A 23,067-nucleotide genomic window follows, 5' to 3' on the forward strand; every position below is an offset into this window, starting at 1 on the left:
TTTACCCAATAAAACACGGGCGGAGTAATCACATGACATTAAATCCTACAGTTTTGGTTATTAACTGTGGCTCATCATCCATTAAATTTTCAGTACTGACAGCCGACAATTGTGAAGCGGTAATCTCTGGGATTGCCGATGGTATTGGTACTGAAAAACCTTTTTTGCGGATTAATAGAGTCACTCAGTTTCAATTGGCTAAATGGAATTATTCTGACGCATTGGCTGCTATTGCGGATGAATTAGAGAAACGTGGTCTGGATAAATCAATTTCACTCATTGGCCACCGAATTGCCCATGGCGGCGAAATATTCAGTGAGTCGGTATTGATTGATGATCGTGTCGTTGAGGAAATCAAAAAAGTTTCGCCGCTGGCTCCACTGCATAATTACGCCAATTTACACGGTGTTGAAGCCGCACGTCAGCTATTCCCTGGCATCAAGCAAGTGGCGGTATTTGATACCGGTTTTCATCAAACTTTAAAACCAGAGGCTTATCTCTATGCACTGCCTTACCGCTATTTCCGCGAGCAGGGAGTACGGCGCTATGGATTCCATGGAACTTCTTATCGTTATGTGGTCGGGGAAGCCGCGAGTTTTCTCGGATTTGACGGCAGCGATTGCGGTTTGATTATCGCTCATCTGGGTAATGGAGCGTCACTTTGTGCCGTTCAGGATGGCAAAAGCGTTGATACATCAATGGGTATGACACCACTGGAGGGGTTGATTATGGGAACTCGCAGTGGTGACGTGGACTATGGCGCATTGGCCTACCTGGCGCGTCAAACCGGGCAGAGTCTGGAAGACTTGGACCATATGGTGAATAAAGAGTCTGGGTTACTGGGGATCTCCGGTCTATCCGCAGATATGCGCGTTTTGGAAAATGCCTATCATGAGGGACATGAAGGTGCACGTCTGGCGATAAATACCTTTGTACACCGGTTGGCACGGCATATCGGCGGACACGCTAGCTCGCTACGCAAACTCGATGCTCTGATTTTTACGGGGGGCATCGGCGAAAACTCATCTTTGATCCGGCAGTTAACACTGGAACATTTGGCTGTTTTTGGTATTGACATTGATCATGCCAAAAACAAGCGGTTACAGCATGGATCATCCCACGTCATAACCACCGCACGCTCACGAGTCACCGCCGCAGTGATCCCCACTAATGAAGAAAAAATGATTGCGCTTGATGCTATTCGTCTTGGCTATGCACAACAGGGCACGGCGGTTCCTGAGGCTGTTTTTTAACGGCCCGATCCATCAAGTAGCCCCTTATATCTTGTTTATTGGAGTTTGTTCATGAAGATTGATGTAGATATTAGCAATAAGAAATATACCGATGCCTGGCTCGGATTTAGCGGAAACGACTGGCGTGATGAGATTAACGTTAGGAATTTTATTCAGAAAAACTATCAGCCATATGAAGGTGATGAGTCGTTTTTATCCGGGGCAACGCCTGCCACTCAAAAGCTATGGGAACAGGTTATGGAGGGTATTCGCCAGGAGAATGCCACCCATGCCCCAGTAGATTTTGATGACAATATTGCTACCACTATTACGGCGCATGAAGCGGGTTATATCGAGCAAGGCTTGGAAAAAATTGTCGGGCTACAGACCGATAAACCGCTGAAACGTGCATTACACCCTTTCGGTGGCATCAATATGGTCCAAAGTGCATTTGACGCTTATGGCCGCGAGATGAACACCGACTTCAAATATATCTTCACTGATTTACGAAAAACTCATAATCAGGGGGTGTTTGATGTTTATTCTCCCGAGATGCTGAAATGCCGTAAATCCGGTATTTTAACCGGTTTGCCGGATGGCTACGGGCGAGGGCGTATTATCGGTGATTACCGGCGTATTGCTCTTTACGGTATTGACTATCTGGTGCGTGAACGTGAGTTGCAGTTTGCTGATTTACAGCCGCAGCTTGAGCAGGGCATTGAGTTAGAAAGTGTTATCCGCCTGCGTGAAGAGCTGGCCGAGCATCGCCACGCGCTATTGCAGATTAAAACTATGGCCGCACGTTATGGTTTTGATATCTCCGGCCCTGCCCAAAATGCCCGCGAAGCGATTCAGTGGCTCTATTTTGGTTATCTGGCGGCGGTAAAATCACAAAATGGTGGTGCGATGTCATTGGGCCGCACCGCGACTTTTCTTGATATTTATATCGAACGCGATTTGGCGAGTGGGTTGCTGAATGAGCAGGAAGTTCAGGAGCTTGTCGATCATTTCATTATGAAGATCCGTATGGTGCGTTTCCTACGGACTCCTGAGTTTGATTCATTGTTCTCCGGCGACCCGATTTGGGCAACAGAAGTACTCGGCGGAATGGGGTTAGATGGCCGCACATTAGTCACCAAAAATACTTTCCGTTATCTCCATACGCTGGACACTATGGGCCCGGCCCCGGAGCCGAACTTGACCATTTTATGGTCGGAGGCCCTGCCAGCAGCATTTAAGAGCTACGCGGCTAATGTTTCGATCCAGACATCGTCATTACAGTACGAAAATGATGACCTGATGCGCCCTGATTTTAACAGTGATGATTATGCTATTGCCTGTTGTGTTAGCCCAATGGTGCTGGGTAAGCAGATGCAGTTCTTCGGCGCACGCGCCAATCTGGCCAAAACGTTGTTGTATTGCATCAATGGTGGCATGGACGAAAAACTCAAAATCCAGGTCGGCCCGAAATGCGCACCAATGACAGATGAGGTGCTGGATTATGAGCAGGTAATGGCCAGCCTTGATGTGTTTATGGACTGGTTAGCAGTGCAATACATCAGTGCCCTGAACCTGATTCATTACATGCACGATAAATACAGTTACGAAGCTTCGCTGATGGCACTACACGATCGCGATGTTTATCGCACCATGGCGTGTGGTATTGCCGGTCTTTCGGTGGCGGCGGATTCACTCTCGGCGATTAAGTACGCCAAGGTTAGACCTATCCGTGATACTGACGGAGTGGCTGTTGATTTTGCGATTGAAGGTGAATATCCGCAGTATGGCAACAATGACGAGCGTGTCGACACGATTGCCTGTGATCTGGTTGAGCGTTTTATGAAGAAAATCAGCAAGCTGCCGACTTATCGTCATGCGGTGCCGACCCAGTCAATTCTGACCATCACTTCCAACGTGGTTTACGGTCAGAAGACGGGCAATACGCCGGATGGAAGACGCAGCGGTATGCCGTTTGCACCTGGGGCTAACCCGATGCATGGACGTGATCGTAAAGGGGCGATCGCCTCTCTCACCTCGGTCAGTAAGCTGCCGTTCAAATATGCTAAAGACGGGATTTCCTACACTTTCTCGATTGTCCCAGCTGCACTGGGCAAGGACTCGGCTGTGCGTAATAATAATCTGGTCGGCTTGTTGGATGGATATTTCCACCATGATGAGGCCATGGAAGGGGGGCAGCATCTCAATATTAATGTGATGAATCGCGACATGTTGCTGGACGCTATTGCTCATCCAGAGAACTACCCGAATCTCACCATTCGCGTTTCTGGTTATGCCGTTCGTTTTAACGCCCTAACATCCGAGCAGCAGCAGGATGTTATCTCCCGTACTTTCACTAACGCGTTGTAATCTCACCACCGCCCTCCTTACGGGGGGCGGTGGTCGTGAAAAACCGAAGTTTTTCTGCTTTTTGTGGCGTGATAAAGGGGCGTTAATAAGGATGAGGACGATTATATGATGAATAGCTGCTTCTGGTTGTATAGGTAACAGAGTGCATGACTATGATGGGATGTGTAGGGGGAAATGGGAGATAGCGTGTTGAAATAGGGGTCGCAATGAGTCAGGCATCAGACAGGAAATAGACCAGAATCCAGATACGAAAAAGCCCCGCTTTGCAGCGAGGCCTTATAAATAGTGGTGCCCGGACTCGGAATCGAACCAAGGACACGGGGATTTTCAATCCCCTGCTCTACCGACTGAGCTATCCGGGCAACGGGGCGCATTAAACCGTATTGGCACCAAATCGTCAATGAGTTTCTCATATAAAGGCGATCGGTTGCTCTCTTTTCATGCAAAAATAGCTAATAAATGTTGGTGCGATGCTTTTTCCATCGTAACAGGCGGTTTCATCTGATTGATTTATATATTTTTTATTTTTCAGTTTGTTAGATAACAATAGCTTAGATATTCACTAAATATGAATTTTTATTGAACTTCAAGGGTTGAATCGCTCCCATAAACATGTAATTATTGCGCGAATTTAGCGTTACTATTCATTCCTCTAGTCCATATAATTTTGAGAATTTAAGCAGGGGGCGGTTATGGCAGATTTACACTATCCAATGCATATTAAGCGCCTTATGTGCTACCTCCTTCGTTTCATTTCGGGTAAGTCTCTTATTCCTTCTATGCGGTAAGGCTACGTGTTGCTCACTATTAGGCATTATTAAAAATAGAGCTAATTCTCTGATTTTACTGATGTCTATTGGCCGATGCTGAGACCAATTCACTTACTATTCTGGCTTTTATTTCTGCCGGTGAAAGTGCGTTTTAAAGATATCAATTGCCGGCGATTCATATGATTCCCAATATGATGCCATCTATATGCCAAAGTGGCAGCCTCATACCTGACCGTTTGAGAGTAAGTGACATGACACAATTAAAAATAGCAACAAGTGCTCGTTTGGCTTCTTATATAGAAAGTCAGCGGGGAGTGGTATACCTCAATCAGACCGATTTCACCGATGTTGCTGCTGTGGTGATATCGGTGGAAGATGCGAATGCCGGTATATTGTCAAAGCTCCATGATTTGGGCTTTGCTATTCCTACTTTTATTGCTGTTATGGCCGAACAGACGGTTTCTGCGGATTATTTGCCTCTTATTAAGGGGGTCATCACACTCGGTGAGGCAAATAAAGCATTTTACAATGCTCAGGTTGAGGCTGCCGCCAGCGAATATCAAAAAAATCTGTTACCGCCTTTTTTCTCAACATTAAAGAAATATGTCGAGATGAAAAACTCCACCTTTGCTTGCCCTGGGCACCAAGGTGGAGAGTTTTTCCGTAAACACCCTGCCGGTCGTCAGTTTTTTGAATTCTATGGTGAGACGATTTTCCGCTCAGATATGTGTAACGCCGATGTCAAATTGGGTGACTTACTTATCCATGAAGGTGCGGCAAAAGATGCACAAAAATATGCGGCTAAGGTCTTTAATGCAGATAAAACCTATTTTGTTTTGAATGGGACTTCGGCGGCCAACAAAGTGGTCACTAACGCTTTATTAACCCGCGGTGATTTGGTGTTATTCGACAGAAATAACCATAAATCCAACCATCATGGGGCACTGATTCAAGCGGGTGCGACGCCAATCTATTTAGAAACTGCGCGTAATCCATTTGGATTTATTGGTGGCATCGATTCACACTGTTTCGATGAGCGTTATTTACGTCAGCAACTAGCTGAAGTGGCTCCTGATCGTGTGAATGATGCACGGCCCTTCAGATTAGCGATCATTCAGTTAGGCACTTATGATGGCACTGTGTATAACGCCCGCCAGGTGGTTGATAGTATTGGTCATTTATGTGATTACATTTTATTTGATTCTGCATGGGTCGGTTACGAACAATTTATTCCGATGATGAAGGATTTCTCACCACTATTGCTAGAATTAAATGAAAATGACCCTGGGATTATTGTGACTCAGTCAGTGCATAAGCAGCAGGCTGGTTTTTCTCAGACTTCGCAAGTACATAAAAAAGATAACCATATCAAAGGGCAAAAACGCCACTGTAATCATAAGCGTTTTAACAATGCGTTTATGCTGCATGCATCAACCAGCCCGTTTTACCCTTTATTCGCTGCGTTAGATGTGAATGCCAAAATACATTCCGGCGACAGTGGTCGCCGCATGTGGATGGATTGTGTAAAGCTCGGTATCGAGACTCGTAAATTATTATTAGAGCGCTGCTCAATGTTACGACCATTTATTCCGCCTACAGTGGAGGGAATAAATTGGCAGGATTACGATACGGATATTATTGCCAATGATGCCCGCTTCTTTAATTTTGTTCCCAATGAGCATTGGCATGGGTTTGAAGGATATAACCAAGACCAATATTTGGTTGACCCATGCAAGTTATTACTGACAACACCAGGTATTGACGCCAGCAGCGGACAATATACCCAATTTGGTGTACCAGCAGCGATACTGGCAACTTTCCTACGAGAAAATGGCATAGTGCCGGAAAAATGCGATCTAAATTCGATCCTGTTCTTGCTCACTCCTGCTGAAAATTCAAGAAAAATGGCTCATCTGGTTGATATGTTAGCGGAGTTTGAGCGCTATATTGAGCAAGATGCGCAGTTGTGTGATGTATTACCGACGATATATCGTAAGAATGAAGAGCGCTATCGTGGCTATACCTTGCGCCAATTATGCCAAGAAATGCATAACTTGTATGTCAGTCATGATGTCAAACAGCTGCAAAAGGATATGTTCCGCAAAGCCAGTTTCCCCTTGGTCGTGATGAACCCGCAGGATGCTAATATTCAGTTTGTCCGCGATAATATTGAACTGATTCCTATTGCTGAGGCCGAAGGGCGTATTGCCGCAGAAGGGGCTTTGCCTTATCCGCCGGGAGTGTTGTGTGTTGTGCCGGGGGAAATATGGGGTGGGGCGGTACAGCGTTATTTCCTGGCGTTGGAAGAGGGCATTAATTTATTGCCGGGCTTCTCCCCGGAATTGCAGGGTGTTTATATCGAAAAAGGAGATGTAGAATGGCGGCGTATTTTTGGTTATGTCATTACTCAGTGATTTGAAAACAGGAGACAGCTGATAAAAGTATTGGCTGTCACTTTGATCCCTCGTTGGATAATCAGTAACTGAAATAGCGGACCAACAAAGCAGTACCGGAAATCAGCAGTAAGATATTTATGATTCTAATCAGTTGTTCGCGACTGATCCCTAAGCTGATTTTATTGGCAATTGTTAATCCGACCAACATCCCCGGTGCCAATAGCAATACCATCCACAAAATCGACAAGTCCATATAGACTCCGGCCAGAGCAAATAAAATCACTCTGGTTAAGGTGCTTAGGCCAATAAGTGTTGTCTGTGTAATCCGTAAATTATCTTTGCTGGCTATCCGCCCGGATAAATAAATAGCATAGATAAACCCACCACTACCAAATAGTGCACTGAAGATGCCACCAATTAAGCCAAAAGGGATCGCGGCAGCAGGTTGAAACTGCCCTTGCGGTTTGCGTCGGTTTAGAGAGTAAATAGCATATAAAATGACAAATATGCCTAATGCTAATAGCAAAATATCGGGGCGTGTTCGCAGGAGGACTGTTGCGCCTATCAAGCTGCCAATAATCATCAATGGCACCAGGCGCTTGAGCTCAGCAATATCCGCATGACGGCTATGACGCGCCACATTAGTGATCGCCGCAACCATATCAATAATTGCCAGTAAAGGGACAATTTTCGCTACAGGAATAAAGAGCGCTAAAACTGGGCTGGCAATTAACGCGGAACCAAAGCCGGTAATACCAAAAATAATATAGGCGACCACCATGGTAGAAAAAATAGCCGCCATTTCGAAAAAGGTAAGTCCAAAGTCCATTTGTTCAATCGACCAGTAGTGGATAAGAGAATAGTGAGCAGCACTATAAGCGCTTTATTACGAATGGTTGTTATTCAAATGTGCATAATTATCTGCTGATCACAATTTTAGCCATAAAAAAGGGCACAGCGAACTGTGCCCTTTATACCCATGACAATTAGTGGCGGCGGTAGCTCTTTTGCGCGCTATTCACCTTCACCAGATAGCGGCGAGATTCACCGGATGGGTGTTTGGTGGTTAATGTTTGGAATACATCGCCTGGCGCCATACTATTAATAATATTTACTGCCTGGTTCTTGTCGCTAGAGAATACCCGTAACACACTGCCTGCACCGCCATTATAGGAGGTAATAACAGCATAACGCCGCGAGGTGGAATTTTGAATACCGCCCAAATAGGTATTTTGCAGAATAGACAGATAGGCCGTGCCAGCATCAATATTGTTAGCAGGATCAAAAAGATAGCTTCGGCTCGGTTGGCCACTTTTGCCCTTCAATTTGTAGACATCCCGCCCGGCAGTATGCTGAACAACCTGCATCAGACCCAGCGCATCAGAACCACTTACCGCATAGGGGTTGAAGCTCGATTCTGTTTGCATAATAGCCAGAATCAATGACTCTTCTACACCATATTTTTCGGCTGATTGGCGCACCAGCGGCAGATATTTATGTGCGCGTTTATCCAGATGGTTTGGCACTAATTGCAAGGTGACCGACCAGATAACATGCAAACCAGAGGTGCGTTTTTGCATTTTGGTTTGCAGTAAATAATCGGCGAAATGCGCGGCTCGCCATTCCCAACGAATTGGCTCTCCGTTGTTATCTAGTACTTGCCCATAGAGGAAAGGTTCTTTACTGATCTGAATATCGTTAGCATCAGAATAGAGGTCGATCGAGCCAGGATCATCGCCCATTAATAACGTGGTAATAATTGCCTGACGTAAGTGAGCCGCCGGATCGGTCGTGGCAATAGTTTCAACCGTAATGGTACCGGCATCAAAGTTGATATGGCTGCGGGTTTGATATTGGTCCGTATACTTAACGTAATCTTTCGGGCCCGCGATTAGGACTTCTTTTAATCCCCAAATATTTTCAATGTTATGGGCAAACTGACCCATTAAAATTTCAAAACCGTTGGTGTCTTTGACAAAGGCTTCGTTTTCTGCCTGATTTTTATTGCCTGAACAAGACACTAACAATGGTGCAATGACCAACAAAGCTAAAATTTTCTTCATCTTACAAGCCATATCTTGATGAGGAATGTCCCGTTAGGGAATAAATAACAGCGGGGCCAGTGTAGGCCCCGTAATAGGTTACTGACTCGGCGGAGTATAACCTTCAATATGAACATCCTGCCCTTCGAACAGGAAATTGACCATTTCCTGTTCCAGCAATTTTCGGTCTTCTACATTCATCATGCTGAGCTTCTTCTCATTAATCAGCATGGTTTGTTTAGTTATCCATTGTGACCAAGCTTCTTTTGAGATTTCGTTATAGATACGTTTGCCGATTTCGCCCGGATATAGCTGAAAATCTTGTCCTTCAGCATCCTTCTTTAAAAACGTGCAAAAAATCGTTCTGCTCATGCTAAATCCTCTTTGATGACTATCGTCAAATACAGCTATTTGAGTAGACGGCGGTGCTACCCATTATTATTTCGCCAATTCTTCTTTTGCTAACTCTTCCTTTGCTAACTGAAGCAATAAGCGCTCAACGGGAGCGGCTAATCCTACCGACGGCGGCTGTGCTAAGTTATACCAGAGACCCGCCCCATCATCCATGCATCCGCGTCCTGATACAGTATTCAACCACATGGGGACAATATCCAGATGGAAGTGACTGAAGGTGTGACGAAAAGCAGTTAACTGCTGCAACTCGCTGGCAGACATGCCGCGTTGTTGTAACCAACTATCCAAACTCTCTCGTTCAGCAAATTGTGGAAAACAAAACAACCCACCCCATAATCCCACGGGAGGCCGCTGTTCGAGCCACACCTGAGGGCCGTTTTGCAGCAACAGAAAATAGGCTGTTTTTTCCGGTATTGTCTGCTTGGGTTTTTTACCCGGATAGCGCGCCCAGCTATGGTTGGCATAAGCGAGACACCCTATATTCAGGGGGCAAAGCTCGCATTTGGGCTTAGAACGGGTGCAGACAATTGCGCCTAAATCCATCATGGCCTGATTAAACTGACCCACTTCCTTGGCAGGGGTGACATTTTCACTTATTTGCCACAGTCGCCCTTCGACCTCTTTTTTACCCGGCCATCCCTCAACGGCATAGCAACGAGCCAGAACTCGCTTCACATTACCGTCCAAAATTGGAAAATGTTGCCCCAAAGAGAGTGATAAAATAGCACCTGCAGTGGAGCGGCCAATGCCGGGGAGTGCCAGTATGTCGTCAAAGGTCGTGGGGAATTCTCCCTGATGACGTTCAACAACAGTCTGGGCGGCTTTATGCAGGTTTCTGGCGCGGGCGTAATACCCCAACCCTGTCCACAAATGCAAAACTTCGTCCAAGGGGGCAGCCGCCAGAGCACGAATATCAGGGAAACGCAGCATAAAACGCTGGAAATAAGGAATGACGGTCGCAACCTGCGTTTGTTGCAACATCACTTCTGACAACCAGACTTGATAAGGTGTTTTATCCAATTGCCATGGCAATGTTTTGCGGCCAAAGCTTTGGTACCACTCAAGTACCACGTGCGCGAATTGTTGCGCTTGCATCATAAGCAGGTATCGATATCCGGCAGAGAAATAAATTAGGGCTGGATTGCAGCATAGACTCCTCTGACTGTAAACCCCCTTTATCCTTGACACTACAGCGGCATTAGCGGCATTCACTCACCCGAATCACTGACTTGAGTAAGCTCATCGGGATTTGTTCACTTGCTGCCTGGCTGTAACGCCAATAACTTTGGGGGAGATGCTATCATTCTTGACACTACAGCGGCATTAGCGGCATTGAATTAGCCAGTTTGGGCATTAATCTGTTATTTACAGCTTAATTTTGTACTTATGACCGCCAGAGTTGATAAACTGGCGTATCTTTGCATAATGCGCGTTCGTATACGCAACCAACAGACAGAAAGCACCATGATAAATGACGTCATATCTCCGGAATTTGATGAAAACGGCCGCGCTATGCGCCGTATTCGTAGTTTTGTCCGCCGTCAGGGGCGCCTGACCAAAGGCCAACAACTGGCGCTTGATAACTACTGGCCGGTGATGGGCGTGGAATATCAGCCAACCCCTGTTGATTTAACCGCCTTATTTGGGCGTGAAGCGCCGGTGGTATTAGAAATTGGCTTTGGTATGGGAACTTCGCTGGTCACTATGGCGGCCAGTAATCCGCAGCAAAACTTTCTGGGGATAGAAGTACACTCTCCGGGCGTGGGTGCTTGCTTGGGCTCAGCTCATGACGCGGGTCTGAGTAATCTGCGGGTTATGTGCCATGATGCGGTTGAAGTGCTGGAAAATATGATTCCGGATGCATCACTGGACATGGTTCAGTTGTTTTTCCCAGACCCATGGCACAAGGCTCGTCATAATAAACGTCGTATTGTGCAGGCACCTTTTGTCGAATTGGTAAAAAGTAAATTAAAAGTGGGTGGCGTGTTCCATATGGCGACCGACTGGCAGCATTATGCGGAACATATGCTGGAGGTTATGTCAGGTGCGAACGGGTACCACAACCTGTCAGAGCAGAATGATTATGTGCCTCGTCCGGACTCACGTCCGCTGACAAAATTTGAATTACGCGGCCAGCGCCTGGGACATGGCGTTTGGGATCTGATGTTTGAGAGGAAAGAATAATGGCTAAGAATCGTAGTCGTCGTTTACGCAAAAAAATGCATATCGACGAGTTTCAGGAATTAGGTTTTTCTGTAAAGTGGACCTTCCCAGAAGGTACCGGTGTTGATGCTATTGACGAAACTGTCGATGCTTTTATCGATGAAGTCATTGAAGCAAACGGCCTGGCATTTGATGGCAGCGGCTATTTGCAGTGGGAAGGCTTGATTTGCCTGCAAGAAATCGGTCATTGCACCGATGAACACCGTGCGTTAGTGACTAAATGGCTGGAAGCGCGCAAATTAAAAGATGTAGAAACCAGTGAGCTATTTGATATCTGGTGGGATTGATCTTCCGTTTTAACGGTAGATAATCAATAAGGGCGCCTAAGCAGGCGCCTTTGTTTTTATCAGGCGCAGTTAGCGGAAACGGTTACCGGAGATTGATTAGGAGTATCGTTGTGGCAGCAGCTTTAGGGGTGACAACAGGGTTAGATAATACCTTGCTGGCAGATATCTTGCAGCAGGTGCGCCCGCTGATTGGTCTGGGGAAAGTGGCGGATTATATCCCCGCCTTGGCTGAGGTCTCGGCTGACAAATTAGGTATCGCGGTCTGTACGCTGGATGGCACGATATTTCAGGCCGGAGATGCCGATGAGCGTTTCTCTATTCAATCTATTTCAAAAGTATTAAGTCTGACTCTGGCATTATCGCGTTATGGGGAACAGGAGGTATGGCAGCGGGTTGGCAAAGAACCCTCTGGTCAGCCATTTAACTCATTGGTGCAGTTAGAGTTAGAAAAAGGCAAACCGCGTAACCCATTTATTAACCCTGGGGCGCTGGTGGTCTGCGATATGTTGCAAAGCCGCCTTAGCGCGCCGAAGCAACGAATGTTGGAAGTGGTGCGCCAGTTAGTGAATGACGACAACATCAGTTACGATGCTCGTGTCGCGCGCTCGGAATTTGAAAACTCTGATCGAAATGCGGCTATCGCCTATCTGATGAAGTCCTTCGGTAATTTCAACAATGATGTGCTGACGGTGCTTCAGACCTATTTTCACTATTGTGCCATGCGCATGAGTTGTGTCGAACTGGCCCGCTGCTTTGTTTACCTGGCGAATCAGGGGCACAGTATTAGCGGGCAAGAATCATTGATTACGCCGATGCAGGCGCGACAGATTAATGCTCTGATGATTACTAGTGGTATGTATGATGGAGCCGGTGAATTTGCCTTCCGCGTGGGTATGCCAGGTAAGTCCGGTGTTGGCGGTGGGATTATCGCCATTGTGCCCGATGAGTTATGTATTGCGGTTTGGTCACCCGAATTAGATCCTGCGGGGAACTCTCTGGCTGGAACCGCTGCCTTAGAACTATTGGCACAGCGGATTGGCCGCTCCATTTTTTAGGACAGCTCTTCTTTATACCTAAAGTAAATTCTGGCAGGGTGGAGATTAGCACGTTATAAATAGCCATAGAACTACGGGATGGCACAGTTTCTCAGGAGTCTTATGTTACTTAAAATGAAAGCATTACGCACGGCGGGGCTAGCGGTATTGATGCTGACTGCCTGGCAGGCACAAGCTGATTATCAGTGCAGTGTAAAACCGCAGGATGATGTCATTATCAGTCCGCAATCTGTACAGGTAGTGGGAGCCAGCGGTAATTTACAGATTTCGCCTGACGGTGATGTTACCCGTAATGGCAAAACATTAACTGTGACTGATGCACAGCGCCAACAGGCTTTCCGCTATCAAACGGCATTGCGCAAAGATTTGCCGTGGATAGAAAATGGTGCCCAGCAGCACTTGGAAAAGGCACGCGTTTCGCTGGATAAAGTGATTGTTCAACAACTGGGGAGCAGCAGTAATGTGCGTAACCGGCTGACCACCTTGAGTGACCAGCTTAAGCAACAAATGAACCGCATTATTGAGAAACGCAGTGACGGTTTAACTTTCCACCATAAAGCTATCGATCAAGTCGAAAAAGATGGCCGCCAGTTGGTGCAACAGAGCATGGGCGGTGTGTTGCAAGATAGCCTGAATGAGATGGGCGTTAAGCAGGCGACCAATAGCAGTGGGGGCAATAATCCATTGCAGGCCATTATGGGGAATCTGGGGGGGTTACAGCAGGCTATCCAAAACGAATGGAATAATCAGGAACAGGATTTCCAGCAGTTCGGGCATGAGGTATGCGGGCGTGTGACAACACTAGAGCAGCAACGTAAGGATTTACTCAAAGCATTAAATTAATACCTGCCATCTTTCCAGATGCAGGGTTGTTGGTGGTCATTACTTACCCAAGTCCTTGAGTTATCTCGATTCTGTGGGTTCATTTTATTGCCGTCTTCCTGCAACTCGAAATTTATTGGGTATAGGGTGATTCAGATTTTGCAGGTTCAGACTGGGAATGCCATCTGAACCTGTTTTTCTCACTTATTTTTATAAAATCTCAATTGTTTTACAAAAACAGTTCTAACAGCGAGTTAAGGAATAACTTTCCTTTCTCGGTGATCTGCCAGTATTCCTCGGTTTCGATTAAATATTGTTTCGCTAATGCTTCATCCAACTGCGGGCGAATTGTGCTTTCAGCTAACCCAGTAAAATGAGTGAAATCCGCGCGTGGTGCAGCCTCTAGCAAACGGAATCGGTTCATAAAGAACTCAAAAGGGCGGTCAGCCGCTTCGACTTCATATTGCTTATCCAGATATTTGCCCTGCATAAACCCACGGGGATGTTTGGTTTTTATGGTGCGTAAAATCCGCCCATCACTAAAAGTGATTTTACCGTGTGCACCACAGCCAATCCCCAGATAATCGCCAAAACGCCAATAGTTGAGATTATGCTGACATTGGTAACCCGGTTTAGCATAGGCCGAGGTTTCATATTGCTGATATCCGGCGGCACTGAGTAACTGATGGCCTTGCTGGAAAATATCCCATAGCGCGTCGTCATCTGGCAGAGTCGGAGGGCGCGAACTGAAGCCGGTGTTTGGCTCAATCGTTAACTGATACCAAGACAGATGCGGGGGATTCAATGCAATAGCTTGGCGCAAGTCGTCCAGCGCCTCTTCCAGCGATTGATCCGGTAAACCGTGCATTAAGTCCAGATTAAAACTGCGCAGTTGCAATGAGGTAGCCAATTCAGCGGCGCGTTTCGCCTCTTCCGGCCCGTGTATCCGCCCCAGCCGTGTTAACTTCGCCGCGCTAAAGCTTTGCACACCAATAGAGATGCGGTTGATACCGGCTCGCTGATAGCCGCTAAAACGGTCAGCTTCAACTGCACCGGGATTGGCTTCCATAGTAATTTCAGCATTCATTGCCAGCGGCAATCTGGCGCGAACGCCATCGAGCAACTGTTGCATGGCTTCGGCACTGAGCAAACTTGGTGTGCCGCCACCAATAAAAATGGTGCTTATCTCGCGACCGCTGACCAGAGGCACATCTGCATCAAGATCCGCTAGCAAGTGCTCTACATATTCCTGATGGGGGACATCACCTTTCAGCGCATGGGAATTAAAGTCACAGTAAGGGCATTTCTGCACACACCAGGGAATGTGGATGTAAAGGCTAAGCGGGGGTAATTTAAGCATTGCGCAGGGCATCCAGCATCAGTTTCAGTGCTTGACCACGATGGGAAACGGCGTGCTTTTCTTCACGAGTCAATTCTGCTGCGGTTTTACCCAGTTCTGGGACATAGAAAATAGGATCATAACCAAATCCAGCCGCACCAGCAGGTTGGTGAGCGATCACACCCGGCCATTGACCATGGAAGACTAATGGCGTTGGATCTTCCGCATGGCGCATATAAACCAACACACAATGGAATTGGGCACCGCGCTGTGCATTAGGAATATCTTTCAATGCGACCAGCAGTTTCTCAAGGTTTTCTTGATCACTGGCCTCAATGCCAGCATAACGAGCGGAGTAAATCCCAGGCGCTCCGTCTAGAGCATCAACAGCTAAGCCAGAGTCATCTGCGATAGCTGGTAAACCGGTGGTTTGTGCGGCATGGCGTGCTTTTAATATGGCGTTTTCAATGAAAGTTAAGCCAGTTTCTTCGGCAGATTCGACACCCAGTTCGGTTTGCGCGATGACATCCAAACCAAAATCGGCCAGCAAGTTTGCCAACTCACGCACTTTACCGGGGTTGCCGGTGGCTAATACTATTTTTTGCATGGAAGAGTCCTGAATTTCATTTAGGCCGATATTTAATCGCCCAATTCTAGCGGGAAGTATTGATCATTCGAGCAGTGCCGCCACTTCGGGCGGGATCTGTTGCGGGTTAACGATTTTGATCTGTTTATGCCGCCCCAACTCGCCCTTTTCGATAATCACCTGGCTTTTCGCTACCCGGAACTGTTTAGCGATAAACTTGACCAAATGAGCATTAGCTTGACCATCAACGGGTGGCGCGGTAATGGCGACTTTAAGTTCGTCGCCATGTAAACCGACTATCTGATCACGACTGGCTTTCGGCTGAATATATAGCCTGAGAGCCAGCCCGTCCAGCAACTGGGTGACTACACTCACAGTATGAACCAAAGCTCACCTAGCAGATCCGTACCTAAATAGTTGAACAGGTACAGAATAAGAATCACCACCATCGCTGAGAAATCGATACCGCCCATGGCGGGTAAAATGCGGCGAATCGGTGCCATTAAAGGTTCAGTTAACTGATAAAGCAGGTAATCCATTGGGCTACGGCCCTGGCTGACCCAGCTCATCAGCGCCCGAATAATCATCACCCAAAAAATGAGATAACCGACTGCTTTAACTAACGAAATAACACCAAACAGCAAGTTGTACGGGCTGAGTGACATTGAACCGCTCTGGATCAACACCAATAGTGGATACTTGATGGTCATCAACAGGAACGCCAGCAGCAACGATGCACTGTCGATTGGCCCCAAAGACGGGATAATCCGACGCAACGGGCCAACAATCGGCTGGGTGATTTTCACCACAAATTGTGAAAACGGGTTATAAAAATCGCTGTGAACCCACTGCATCCAGATACGCAACAGCAGTACCATCACATACAGGTCAATGACCGTTTTTGCCAGAAAAGTCAGCGTTAGCATGAGTTGCCTTAATCCTTTGTTCAATATGGTATGCAGGTAAATAGACAACCTATTTGCCTACTTTATAGGCCCCTATCTTAACGGGAAAGCATCAGAGCCGGTGTCGGGTTTTGTAAATTTTGCTGTGGTTAGAACAGCTTTTCCATTTCTTTTGCTCGCACAATAGCGGCTTGCATGGCATTGGAAACAATTTGTGGCAAGTGCTGTTCGTTAAATACTCGAATTGCCTCCGCGGTCGTGCCTCCTTTCGATGTGACTTGTTCACGCAGTGTTGAAAGCGGTAATTGCGGGTTGGCTTCCACTAATGCTGTTGCACCGGACGCCGCTTGCTGCACCAGCATACGGGCGGTTTCACTGTCAAAACCTAATTTTTCAGCTTCTTGCTGCATCGCTTCCATAAACAAGAAGAAATAAGCTGGCGCACTGCCTGCGGCGGCAATAACGCTGTTGATGCCGTTTTCGTCATTCACCCAACAAACTTTACCCACTGAACTCATCAGTGAAGCCGTAAAATCACGGTCATCTTGCGAGACTTGATCCGGTGCATAAAGGCCGCTCATCCCTTTCCCCACCAGCGATGGTGTGTTGGGCATAATTCGCACCAGATTGAGATTCTCGCCCAATAGCGTATAGAAACGGGCCACCTGCACACCCGCGGCGATAGATAACACCAGCTTACCAGTGAAGTTGATATTTTCCTGCAACGGCTGGCATACCGCCGCCATTAATTGGGGTTTAACCGCCAAAACTACCACCTCGGCTTTTTTCGCCTCGGTCATGTTATCGTCACTACTGATAACACCAAACTCAGCCGCCAGAGCATCACGGTTTTTACCGGAAGGTGCGCAAACGCTGATCATCTTAGCGGGATAACCACCGGCAACTAAACCTGCGATAATTGCCCGCGCCATATTGCCCGCGCCAATGAATGTAATGTTGCGATGTTTCATTAAATCAGTTCTCCTCATCCCCTGCGTATTTGAAGCCACAGCGGTGTTAGCATCTATCACTCACCCGAATCACTTACTTGTGTAAGCTCATCGGGATTCGCTCCTTTGCTGCCTTGCCGTGACTCCAACTACTTTGGGGCCCTCTTTGTATTCGAAGCCACCGGGGGTTAAGCGCGGGAGCCAAAAATGGCGGTACCAATGCGCACTAAAGTACTGCCCGCGGCAATAGCGGCAGCCATATCATCCGTCATCCCCATGGAAAGCGTATCCATCTGAGGGTAGCTGGCTTTTAAAGTCAAGAACGCCTGATTCATTTGCTCAAATACCGCCAGTTGCCGCTGATAATCAGTTTCAGGAGCCGGAATAGCCATTAGCCCGCGTAAATGCAGGTTAGGTAGCGCATTAATACTGGCTGCCAAAGCGGGCAGCTCCGCCAGTGTAATACCGGACTTACTCTGCTCATCACTGATATTGACCTGAATCAGGATGTTCAATGCTGGCATTTCTGGCGGGCGTTGAGCACTTAGGCGCTGTGCAATCTTGAGCCTATCGACGGTATGGCACCAGGCAAAATTCTCTGCGACTAATCTGCTTTTATTTGATTGCAGGGGGCCGATAAAGTGCCATTCAAGATGGGCTGAGGGGGCGTTATCTGCAAAATAGTGGATTTTATCCACTCCTTCCTGCACATAGTTTTCGCCAAAAGCGTATTGCCCAGCGGCGATGGCTTCTTCGATAGCGCTCACAGGCTTGGTTTTACTGACTGCAAGCAATGTCACTTCTTCTGGAGAGCGCCCGCAATTGCGTGCAGCGGTTGCGATTTGCGCTCTGACATCCTGTAGATTCTGCTCAATTGTGCTCATATGGACCCAGGAGTTTGATATGGATTTCACCCGTCTGGATAACAAAAACACAGACTTGGATAACCCCGTATTTAGTGATGTTTTCACCGAATACATTGATTTAGAAAACCCTGAACATGCCGATGGTGACTTCAACGAACAGGATTTTGCCAATAAAGTGGCGGCTAGTGTAAATCATAATGCATCCGATCTGCACCTTTGTACCGGTGATCATCCGGTATTGCGTATTGATGGTGAATTGAAAACCTTCACTCATTGGCCGCGCGTCAATGCCAATTGGCTGAGTGGCCTTAGCCGACATTTATTGAGTGAAGTTCAACAAAGGCAATTGCAGCAAAGTGGGCAGGTTGATTGTGCTTGCACCACGAGTGCGGGGCAACGGCTGCGGGCGAATGTTTTCCAGCAACAGCAGGGGCGTTCGATAGCCTTTCGTGTCATTTCTGCAACTAGCCCATCACTGAACGAATTGGACGTCCCACCCATTATTAACCAACTCATTGAGCAAGAGAATGGATTGATTCTAATTACCGGCGCGACAGGTAGTGGTAAAACCACCACATTGAGCGCGATGATAAGTGCCATGAATCAAAAACAAGCGCGGCATATCATCACACTGGAAGATCCGATCGAATTTCTTCATAGCAGCAAAACATGTTTGATCCAGCAGCGGGAGTTGGGGCGTCATACCGATTCTTTCAGTAGCGCCTTAACCGGGGCATTGCGGCAAGATCCAGATATCATTTTATTAGGTGAACTGCGGGATCCAGAGTCAATTCGTTTAGCGCTAACCGCTGCTGAAACCGGGCATTTGGTGTTAGCCACATTACATACTCGTACCGCGGCCCAAGCAATCGATAGGCTGGTGGATATATTCCCTGTCGCAGAGAAAACGGCGATTCAGGCGCAATTAGCCGCCAGTTTACGCGCCGTTATCACACAAAAATTGTGTCATAAAGTCGGCGGCGGGCGCATAGCTGTATTTGAGATTCTGACTCAAACCACGGCAGCCAGCCATTTGATTCGTGAAGGTAAAACCTACCAGCTTCACTCAGTGATACAGACGGGTGGGCAATGGGGAATGCAAACTTTTGAACAGAGCATAGCGCAGCGGCAAAAACAGGGCATATTGGCAGATCAGCATGTGAGTCAATTGATATAGAGCCGCTAACACCGCAGCGGCTCCAAGTATACAAAAGAGATTACTCAAAGTAATTGGAGTAGCGGCAAGGCAGCAAACGAATGTATCCCGATGAGCTTACATTAGTAAGTGATTCGGGTAAGTGAGAGCCGCTAACACCGCAGCGGCTCCAAGTACGAAGAGTATTTACGGCGTGGGGATCTGCTGGGTAATACAATGAATATTGCCACCCCCGAGCAAGATCTCGCGGGCAGGGACGCCGACAATCGCATAGTCAGGGAATATCTGCTGCAATAGGTCATGCGCCAGCCCATCTGTGCGGCTGTCCAACAGCGGATAAATAATCTGTTGATTGCTGATTAGGAAGTTGACGTAAGACCCCGCTAACCGCTCACCGGCGGTACGTGGCACGGCATCGCTGGACAGCACATCGAAAGTCTCGGCTTCGGTGTTATACAGTGGGCCTGGCGCAGGCAGCTTCCAGATTTTCAGCTTACGGCCTTTGGCATCGATTGCATTGGATAAAACCTCAAAGGCAGCAACCGAACGCGCATATTGCGGATCTTGTTGATCGTCAGTCCAATGCAGGGCGACTTCACCTGGGCGAACAAAGCAGCACATATTGTCGATATGGCCATCAGTCTCATCATTATAGACGCCGTCTTGTAACCAGATGAAATGCGTGACACCAAGGTATTTGTGCAGCAACTGTTCAATCTGCGCTTGATTCAGGTGCGGGTTGCGGTTTGGATTCAGCAAACATTCAGCGGTGGTCAGTAAAGTGCCTTCGCCATCAGTATGAATAGATCCACCTTCCAGCACCAGCGGTGCGCTGTAATGCGCATTATTCAAGAAATCACTGACTTGGACGGCAATTTTCTCATCTTGCTGCCAATTGGCATACAAACCGCCGTTAAGACCGCCCCAGGCGTTAAATTGCCAGTCAACAGCGCGGCGCTCACCGGCACCGTTAATCACCATGGTCGGGCCGGTATCGCGCATCCAGGCATCATCACTGGCCATTTCTACCAAGGTGACACTGGCTGGCATGGTGGCTTTTGCCTGCGCCATAAACTCAGCAGGTACGCCCATAAACACCGGTGTAGTACGGCTGATAGCCTCCGCCACTTTGGCAAACGTCTGTTGAGCGGGAATGCCTTTGCCACGCCAGTTGTCCTGACGATACGGCCACAGCATCCAGACCGCATCTTGCTGTGCCCATTCTGCTGGCATAAAAAAGCCATCTTGCTGCGGAGTACTCGGCAGTGCTTGTGATGCCGTATCGGGTAAAACTGGGTCTTTTACAGACATAAATTATCTCCGGGTCTTGCCATCAGATGTGGCAAGTGCCTGATACATTTCCGGGCGACGATCGCGGAACAAGCCCCATGAAGCGCGCTGAGCCGCGATTTCCTGCAAATCGAACTCATGCACCAAAATAGCTTCGTCGGTTTTATTCGCCTGAGCTACCAGCGCACCAGTTTGGTCAGCAATAAACGAGGAACCGTAGAAAGTCATTTCCAGACCATCGATATATTTGCTTTTTTCTGTACCAATGCGGTTAGAGGCAATCACGGGCACCAGATTCGCAGCGGCATGACCTTGCTGAACACGAGTCCAGTGCGGCTGGCTGTCAATATCAGGATAAGCTGGCTCAGAACCAATGGCTGTTGGGTAGAAAATGATTTCCGCGCCCAGCAATGCCAGGCTGCGGGCAGTTTCCGGGAACCACTGATCCCAACAGATACCTACACCGACTTTGGCGTAGCGGGTCTGCCAGACTTTAAAGCCGGTATCACCGGGGATAAAGAATTGTTTTTCTTGATACGCCGGCCCATTAGGGATGTGAGTTTTGCGATACACATCCAGCACTGAGCCGTCAGCATCAATCATGACCAGCGAGTTATAATATGCGTTGTTGGCTTTCTCAAAGAAACTCAGTGGCAATACCACTTCCAGCTCGGCCGCGAGCTTGGAAAAATGTTGGATAAGCGGGCTACTATCCAGCTCTTGGGCCAGTGCATAGTGTTCCGGGCTTTGGTCTATGCAGAAATAAGGAGCGGCAAACAGCTCCTGAATCAGGATGATTTGTGCGCCTTTGGCGTGCGCATCACGTACCAGTTTCTCGGCATTTTCAATGTTCTTAGGCAGGTCCCAGGAACAGGCCATTTGAGTCGCAGCAACAGTTACTTTTGTCATGAGAGAACCTCAATAAATGTAAAAAGCACCCGCGAGGGTGTGCAATATTTTGAGCCGCTGATTGGCATCCATCCAGTATACAATTGTGCGGGGATGGGTGCCACGCTATACCCGATTTGTCGGGGCAGGCAGCGGGAATGGATAGTGGAAAACAGCAGGGGATGCAGAATTTGGCTTATGATAAAATGTCAAAAAACGTATTCAGCCTGCTTGCTCATCAAACCAACTTTCCAGAATGATCACCGCGGAGGCGGCGTCGACACTGCCTTTGTCCAGTGCGCGATAACCGCCACTGTCAAATAAATTGGCTCGCGCCTCGACGGTACTAAGGCGTTCATCCTGCAAGGCAATTTGGACACCAAAACGGCCATGTAGGCGGTTGGCAAACCGGCGCGCGCGCGCCGAGAGTGGTTGTTCGGTGCCATCCATATTCAGTGGCAGCCCGACGACAACTAAATCAGGTTGCCACTCTTTCAGCAGTTTTTCGACTTTTTGCCAGTCCGGTGTACCGTCCTGAGCTTTAAAGGATGTCAGTGCTCTGGCGGTGCCAGTGACTTCCTGACCAATAGCAACGCCGATACTTTTAGTACCAAAATCAAAGGCTACAATTGTGCGATTAGCCATCAGGCGTGTCCTGCTTGCGGGGCAATATTAAAGATATTGATACCCAGTTTATTGGCCGCGGCTTGCCAGCGCTCAGAGATCGGGGTGTTAAACAGGATATTACTGTCTGCCTCAATGGTCAGCCAGGCGTTATCCAGCAGTTCTTGTTCCAGCTGCCCCTGTTGCCAGCCCGCATAACCCAGTGCTACCAGCAGATTTTTAGGTTGTTCCGGTGTTCCAAATGTCGCCAGCACATCTTTAGAGGTGGTTATCATGGTATCTGGTGAGATAGGAATACTGGAGCCGAAACCTTCCTGCGGCGAATGCAAGATAAAACCGCGATCTTCCGCCAGTGGACCACCCGCCAATACTGGTTTATCCAGTCGAATGGATGGGTCGCGTGGGGTTGGGTTGATCTTCAATTTTTTCAGCACAGTTTCTACTGTGAACTGTTCAATCGGCTTGTTAATGACTAAGCCCATCGCACCCTCTTTATTATGTTCACAGATATAGATAACTGAGCGCATAAACTGCGGGTCTTGAAGTGACGGCATAGCGATAAGAAAATGATGCTGTAAATTCATTATGTTATATAGGGGGTTCGCTGAGTTAAGGGGAAAACTCTGCCAGTATGCGGATAAATGGGGATAAAGTCACGGATCCCCTTTGTCCTTGAAGCCGCAGGGTTGTTGGCTGCGCTCACACACCCGAATCACTTACTGCCCGTTGACCTTAAAATAAATAGGCTCATCGGGATTTGTTCTCTTGCCGCCTACCTGCAACTCCAATGACTGTGGGGATATTTTTGTCCTTGAAGCCGCAGGGTTGTTGGCTGCGGCTTCAAGTTTTTTGGAG

Annotated in this window: 22 protein-coding genes and 1 tRNA gene; 8 read left to right on the top strand and 15 right to left on the bottom strand. The window is 47.7% G+C overall.

From position 1 onward, the window contains the following. The first annotated feature begins 32 nt into the window (after window positions 1-32). Both tdcD and pflB read left to right on the top strand, forming a co-directional pair. Window positions 33-1,253 (top strand): propionate kinase, encoded by a 1,221-nt coding sequence (gene tdcD / locus DX162_RS09780; protein WP_004391029.1) that lies wholly within the window; start codon window positions 33-35, stop codon window positions 1,251-1,253. 51 nt (window positions 1,254-1,304) lie between these two features. Beyond that, entirely contained in the window at window positions 1,305-3,599 is a 2,295-nt protein-coding gene (gene pflB / locus DX162_RS09785; protein WP_004391028.1) for a formate C-acetyltransferase, read from the top strand. Between the two features lie 286 nt (window positions 3,600-3,885). Here pflB and DX162_RS09790 read toward each other — a convergent pair. Then, window positions 3,886-3,961 (bottom strand) — tRNA-Phe (locus DX162_RS09790). A gap of 659 nt (window positions 3,962-4,620) precedes the next feature. Between DX162_RS09790 and speF the strand changes: the two genes are divergently transcribed. Further along, complete coding sequence (gene speF, locus DX162_RS09800; protein WP_004391026.1) at window positions 4,621-6,783, top strand: ornithine decarboxylase SpeF; 2,163 nt, start codon at window positions 4,621-4,623, stop codon at window positions 6,781-6,783. Between the two features lie 61 nt (window positions 6,784-6,844). Here speF and DX162_RS09805 read toward each other — a convergent pair whose 3' ends face one another. The 4 genes from DX162_RS09805 to mutY form a co-directional block, all read right to left on the bottom strand. Continuing rightward, window positions 6,845-7,594 carry a sulfite exporter TauE/SafE family protein gene (locus DX162_RS09805; protein WP_032819997.1) on the bottom strand — a complete coding sequence of 250 codons (750 nt, stop codon included), beginning with the start codon at window positions 7,592-7,594 and terminating at the stop codon, window positions 6,845-6,847. A gap of 157 nt (window positions 7,595-7,751) precedes the next feature. Next, a complete protein-coding gene (gene mltC / locus DX162_RS09810) occupies window positions 7,752-8,828 on the bottom strand; it encodes a membrane-bound lytic murein transglycosylase MltC (protein WP_032819996.1) in 1,077 nt (358 codons plus the stop codon). 78 nt (window positions 8,829-8,906) lie between these two features. Further along, on the bottom strand, window positions 8,907-9,179 hold the full coding sequence (locus DX162_RS09815; RefSeq protein WP_004391023.1) for an oxidative damage protection protein: 273 nt from the start codon (window positions 9,177-9,179) through the stop codon (window positions 8,907-8,909). A 66-nt stretch (window positions 9,180-9,245) separates the two neighbouring features. Further along, window positions 9,246-10,319 carry an A/G-specific adenine glycosylase gene (gene mutY / locus DX162_RS09820; protein ID WP_004391022.1) on the bottom strand — a complete coding sequence of 358 codons (1,074 nt, stop codon included), beginning with the start codon at window positions 10,317-10,319 and terminating at the stop codon, window positions 9,246-9,248. A gap of 366 nt (window positions 10,320-10,685) precedes the next feature. Between mutY and trmB the strand changes: the two genes are divergently transcribed. From trmB to DX162_RS09840, 4 genes are all read left to right on the top strand, one after another. Further along, window positions 10,686-11,405: a tRNA (guanosine(46)-N7)-methyltransferase TrmB gene (gene trmB, locus DX162_RS09825; protein WP_032820017.1), complete on the top strand. Its 720-nt coding sequence runs from the start codon at window positions 10,686-10,688 to the stop codon at window positions 11,403-11,405. Beyond that, window positions 11,405-11,731 (top strand): YggL family protein, encoded by a 327-nt coding sequence (locus DX162_RS09830; RefSeq protein WP_032819994.1) that lies wholly within the window; start codon window positions 11,405-11,407, stop codon window positions 11,729-11,731. Before trmB ends, DX162_RS09830 begins: the two co-directional genes overlap by 1 nt. Window positions 11,732-11,859: 128 nt before the next feature. Further along, window positions 11,860-12,786, top strand: a complete 927-nt coding sequence (glsB, locus tag DX162_RS09835) for a glutaminase B (RefSeq protein WP_032820015.1) — start codon at window positions 11,860-11,862, stop codon at window positions 12,784-12,786. A gap of 102 nt (window positions 12,787-12,888) precedes the next feature. Next, window positions 12,889-13,629: a YggN family protein gene (locus tag DX162_RS09840; RefSeq protein ID WP_004391017.1), complete on the top strand. Its 741-nt coding sequence runs from the start codon at window positions 12,889-12,891 to the stop codon at window positions 13,627-13,629. A 208-nt stretch (window positions 13,630-13,837) separates the two neighbouring features. On the opposite strand, the gene hemW is transcribed toward DX162_RS09840, so the two are convergent. The 6 genes from hemW to DX162_RS09870 form a co-directional block, all read right to left on the bottom strand. After that, the gene (hemW, locus tag DX162_RS09845) at window positions 13,838-14,968 is read right to left on the bottom strand and encodes a radical SAM family heme chaperone HemW (RefSeq protein WP_032819992.1); all 1,131 of its coding nucleotides are present in this window, start codon (window positions 14,966-14,968) and stop codon (window positions 13,838-13,840) included. Beyond that, a complete protein-coding gene (locus tag DX162_RS09850; protein ID WP_004391015.1) occupies window positions 14,961-15,554 on the bottom strand; it encodes an XTP/dITP diphosphatase in 594 nt (197 codons plus the stop codon). The genes hemW and DX162_RS09850 overlap by 8 nt, the downstream gene beginning before the upstream one ends. 63 nt (window positions 15,555-15,617) lie before the next feature. Next, complete coding sequence (yggU, locus tag DX162_RS09855) at window positions 15,618-15,908, bottom strand: DUF167 family protein YggU (RefSeq protein WP_032819990.1); 291 nt, start codon at window positions 15,906-15,908, stop codon at window positions 15,618-15,620. After that, window positions 15,905-16,459 (bottom strand): YggT family protein, encoded by a 555-nt coding sequence (locus DX162_RS09860; protein WP_004391013.1) that lies wholly within the window; start codon window positions 16,457-16,459, stop codon window positions 15,905-15,907. The genes yggU and DX162_RS09860 overlap by 4 nt, the downstream gene beginning before the upstream one ends. Before the next feature lie 128 nt (window positions 16,460-16,587). Next, on the bottom strand, window positions 16,588-17,409 hold the full coding sequence (gene proC / locus DX162_RS09865) for a pyrroline-5-carboxylate reductase (protein ID WP_004391012.1): 822 nt from the start codon (window positions 17,407-17,409) through the stop codon (window positions 16,588-16,590). Between the two features lie 167 nt (window positions 17,410-17,576). Beyond that, window positions 17,577-18,272, bottom strand: coding sequence for a YggS family pyridoxal phosphate-dependent enzyme (locus DX162_RS09870; protein ID WP_004391011.1), 696 nt, complete (start codon window positions 18,270-18,272; stop codon window positions 17,577-17,579). A 19-nt stretch (window positions 18,273-18,291) separates the two neighbouring features. On the opposite strand from DX162_RS09870, the gene DX162_RS09875 reads away from it, so the two are divergent. After that, the gene (locus DX162_RS09875) at window positions 18,292-19,431 is read left to right on the top strand and encodes a type IV pilus twitching motility protein PilT (RefSeq protein ID WP_004391010.1); all 1,140 of its coding nucleotides are present in this window, start codon (window positions 18,292-18,294) and stop codon (window positions 19,429-19,431) included. Window positions 19,432-19,596: 165 nt separating this feature from the next. Here the strand turns inward: DX162_RS09875 and aguA are convergent, their stop codons facing one another. From aguA to DX162_RS09895, 4 genes are all read right to left on the bottom strand, one after another. Further along, on the bottom strand, window positions 19,597-20,721 hold the full coding sequence (aguA, locus tag DX162_RS09880) for an agmatine deiminase (RefSeq protein ID WP_004391009.1): 1,125 nt from the start codon (window positions 20,719-20,721) through the stop codon (window positions 19,597-19,599). Between the two features lie 3 nt (window positions 20,722-20,724). After that, window positions 20,725-21,609: an N-carbamoylputrescine amidase gene (gene aguB, locus DX162_RS09885; protein WP_004391008.1), complete on the bottom strand. Its 885-nt coding sequence runs from the start codon at window positions 21,607-21,609 to the stop codon at window positions 20,725-20,727. A gap of 201 nt (window positions 21,610-21,810) precedes the next feature. Next, window positions 21,811-22,233, bottom strand: a complete 423-nt coding sequence (gene ruvX / locus DX162_RS09890; RefSeq protein WP_032819988.1) for a Holliday junction resolvase RuvX — start codon at window positions 22,231-22,233, stop codon at window positions 21,811-21,813. Then, window positions 22,233-22,796 carry a YqgE/AlgH family protein gene (locus DX162_RS09895; RefSeq protein WP_004391007.1) on the bottom strand — a complete coding sequence of 188 codons (564 nt, stop codon included), beginning with the start codon at window positions 22,794-22,796 and terminating at the stop codon, window positions 22,233-22,235. The genes ruvX and DX162_RS09895 overlap by 1 nt, the downstream gene beginning before the upstream one ends. Window positions 22,797-23,067 lie beyond the last annotated feature (271 nt).

It is taken from the genome of Yersinia kristensenii, assembly GCF_900460525.1.
In the GTDB taxonomy this organism is placed as follows: domain Bacteria; phylum Pseudomonadota; class Gammaproteobacteria; order Enterobacterales; family Enterobacteriaceae; genus Yersinia; species Yersinia kristensenii.

Coding starts and splice junctions, on each gene's coding strand:
- tdcD (WP_004391029.1), top strand. CDS start 33: ATGACATTAAATCCTACAGTTTTGGTTATTAACTGTGGCTCATCATCC.
- pflB (WP_004391028.1), top strand. CDS start 1,305: ATGAAGATTGATGTAGATATTAGCAATAAGAAATATACCGATGCCTGG.
- speF (WP_004391026.1), top strand. CDS start 4,621: ATGACACAATTAAAAATAGCAACAAGTGCTCGTTTGGCTTCTTATATA.
- DX162_RS09805 (WP_032819997.1), bottom strand. CDS start 7,594: ATGGACTTTGGACTTACCTTTTTCGAAATGGCGGCTATTTTTTCTACC.
- mltC (WP_032819996.1), bottom strand. CDS start 8,828: ATGAAGAAAATTTTAGCTTTGTTGGTCATTGCACCATTGTTAGTGTCT.
- DX162_RS09815 (WP_004391023.1), bottom strand. CDS start 9,179: ATGAGCAGAACGATTTTTTGCACGTTTTTAAAGAAGGATGCTGAAGGA.
- mutY (WP_004391022.1), bottom strand. CDS start 10,319: ATGATGCAAGCGCAACAATTCGCGCACGTGGTACTTGAGTGGTACCAA.
- trmB (WP_032820017.1), top strand. CDS start 10,686: ATGATAAATGACGTCATATCTCCGGAATTTGATGAAAACGGCCGCGCT.
- DX162_RS09830 (WP_032819994.1), top strand. CDS start 11,405: ATGGCTAAGAATCGTAGTCGTCGTTTACGCAAAAAAATGCATATCGAC.
- DX162_RS09840 (WP_004391017.1), top strand. CDS start 12,889: ATGTTACTTAAAATGAAAGCATTACGCACGGCGGGGCTAGCGGTATTG.
- hemW (WP_032819992.1), bottom strand. CDS start 14,968: ATGCTTAAATTACCCCCGCTTAGCCTTTACATCCACATTCCCTGGTGT.
- DX162_RS09850 (WP_004391015.1), bottom strand. CDS start 15,554: ATGCAAAAAATAGTATTAGCCACCGGCAACCCCGGTAAAGTGCGTGAG.
- DX162_RS09860 (WP_004391013.1), bottom strand. CDS start 16,459: ATGCTAACGCTGACTTTTCTGGCAAAAACGGTCATTGACCTGTATGTG.
- proC (WP_004391012.1), bottom strand. CDS start 17,409: ATGAAACATCGCAACATTACATTCATTGGCGCGGGCAATATGGCGCGG.
- DX162_RS09870 (WP_004391011.1), bottom strand. CDS start 18,272: ATGAGCACAATTGAGCAGAATCTACAGGATGTCAGAGCGCAAATCGCA.
- DX162_RS09875 (WP_004391010.1), top strand. CDS start 18,292: ATGGATTTCACCCGTCTGGATAACAAAAACACAGACTTGGATAACCCC.
- aguA (WP_004391009.1), bottom strand. CDS start 20,721: ATGTCTGTAAAAGACCCAGTTTTACCCGATACGGCATCACAAGCACTG.
- aguB (WP_004391008.1), bottom strand. CDS start 21,609: ATGACAAAAGTAACTGTTGCTGCGACTCAAATGGCCTGTTCCTGGGAC.
- ruvX (WP_032819988.1), bottom strand. CDS start 22,233: ATGGCTAATCGCACAATTGTAGCCTTTGATTTTGGTACTAAAAGTATC.
- DX162_RS09895 (WP_004391007.1), bottom strand. CDS start 22,796: ATGAATTTACAGCATCATTTTCTTATCGCTATGCCGTCACTTCAAGAC.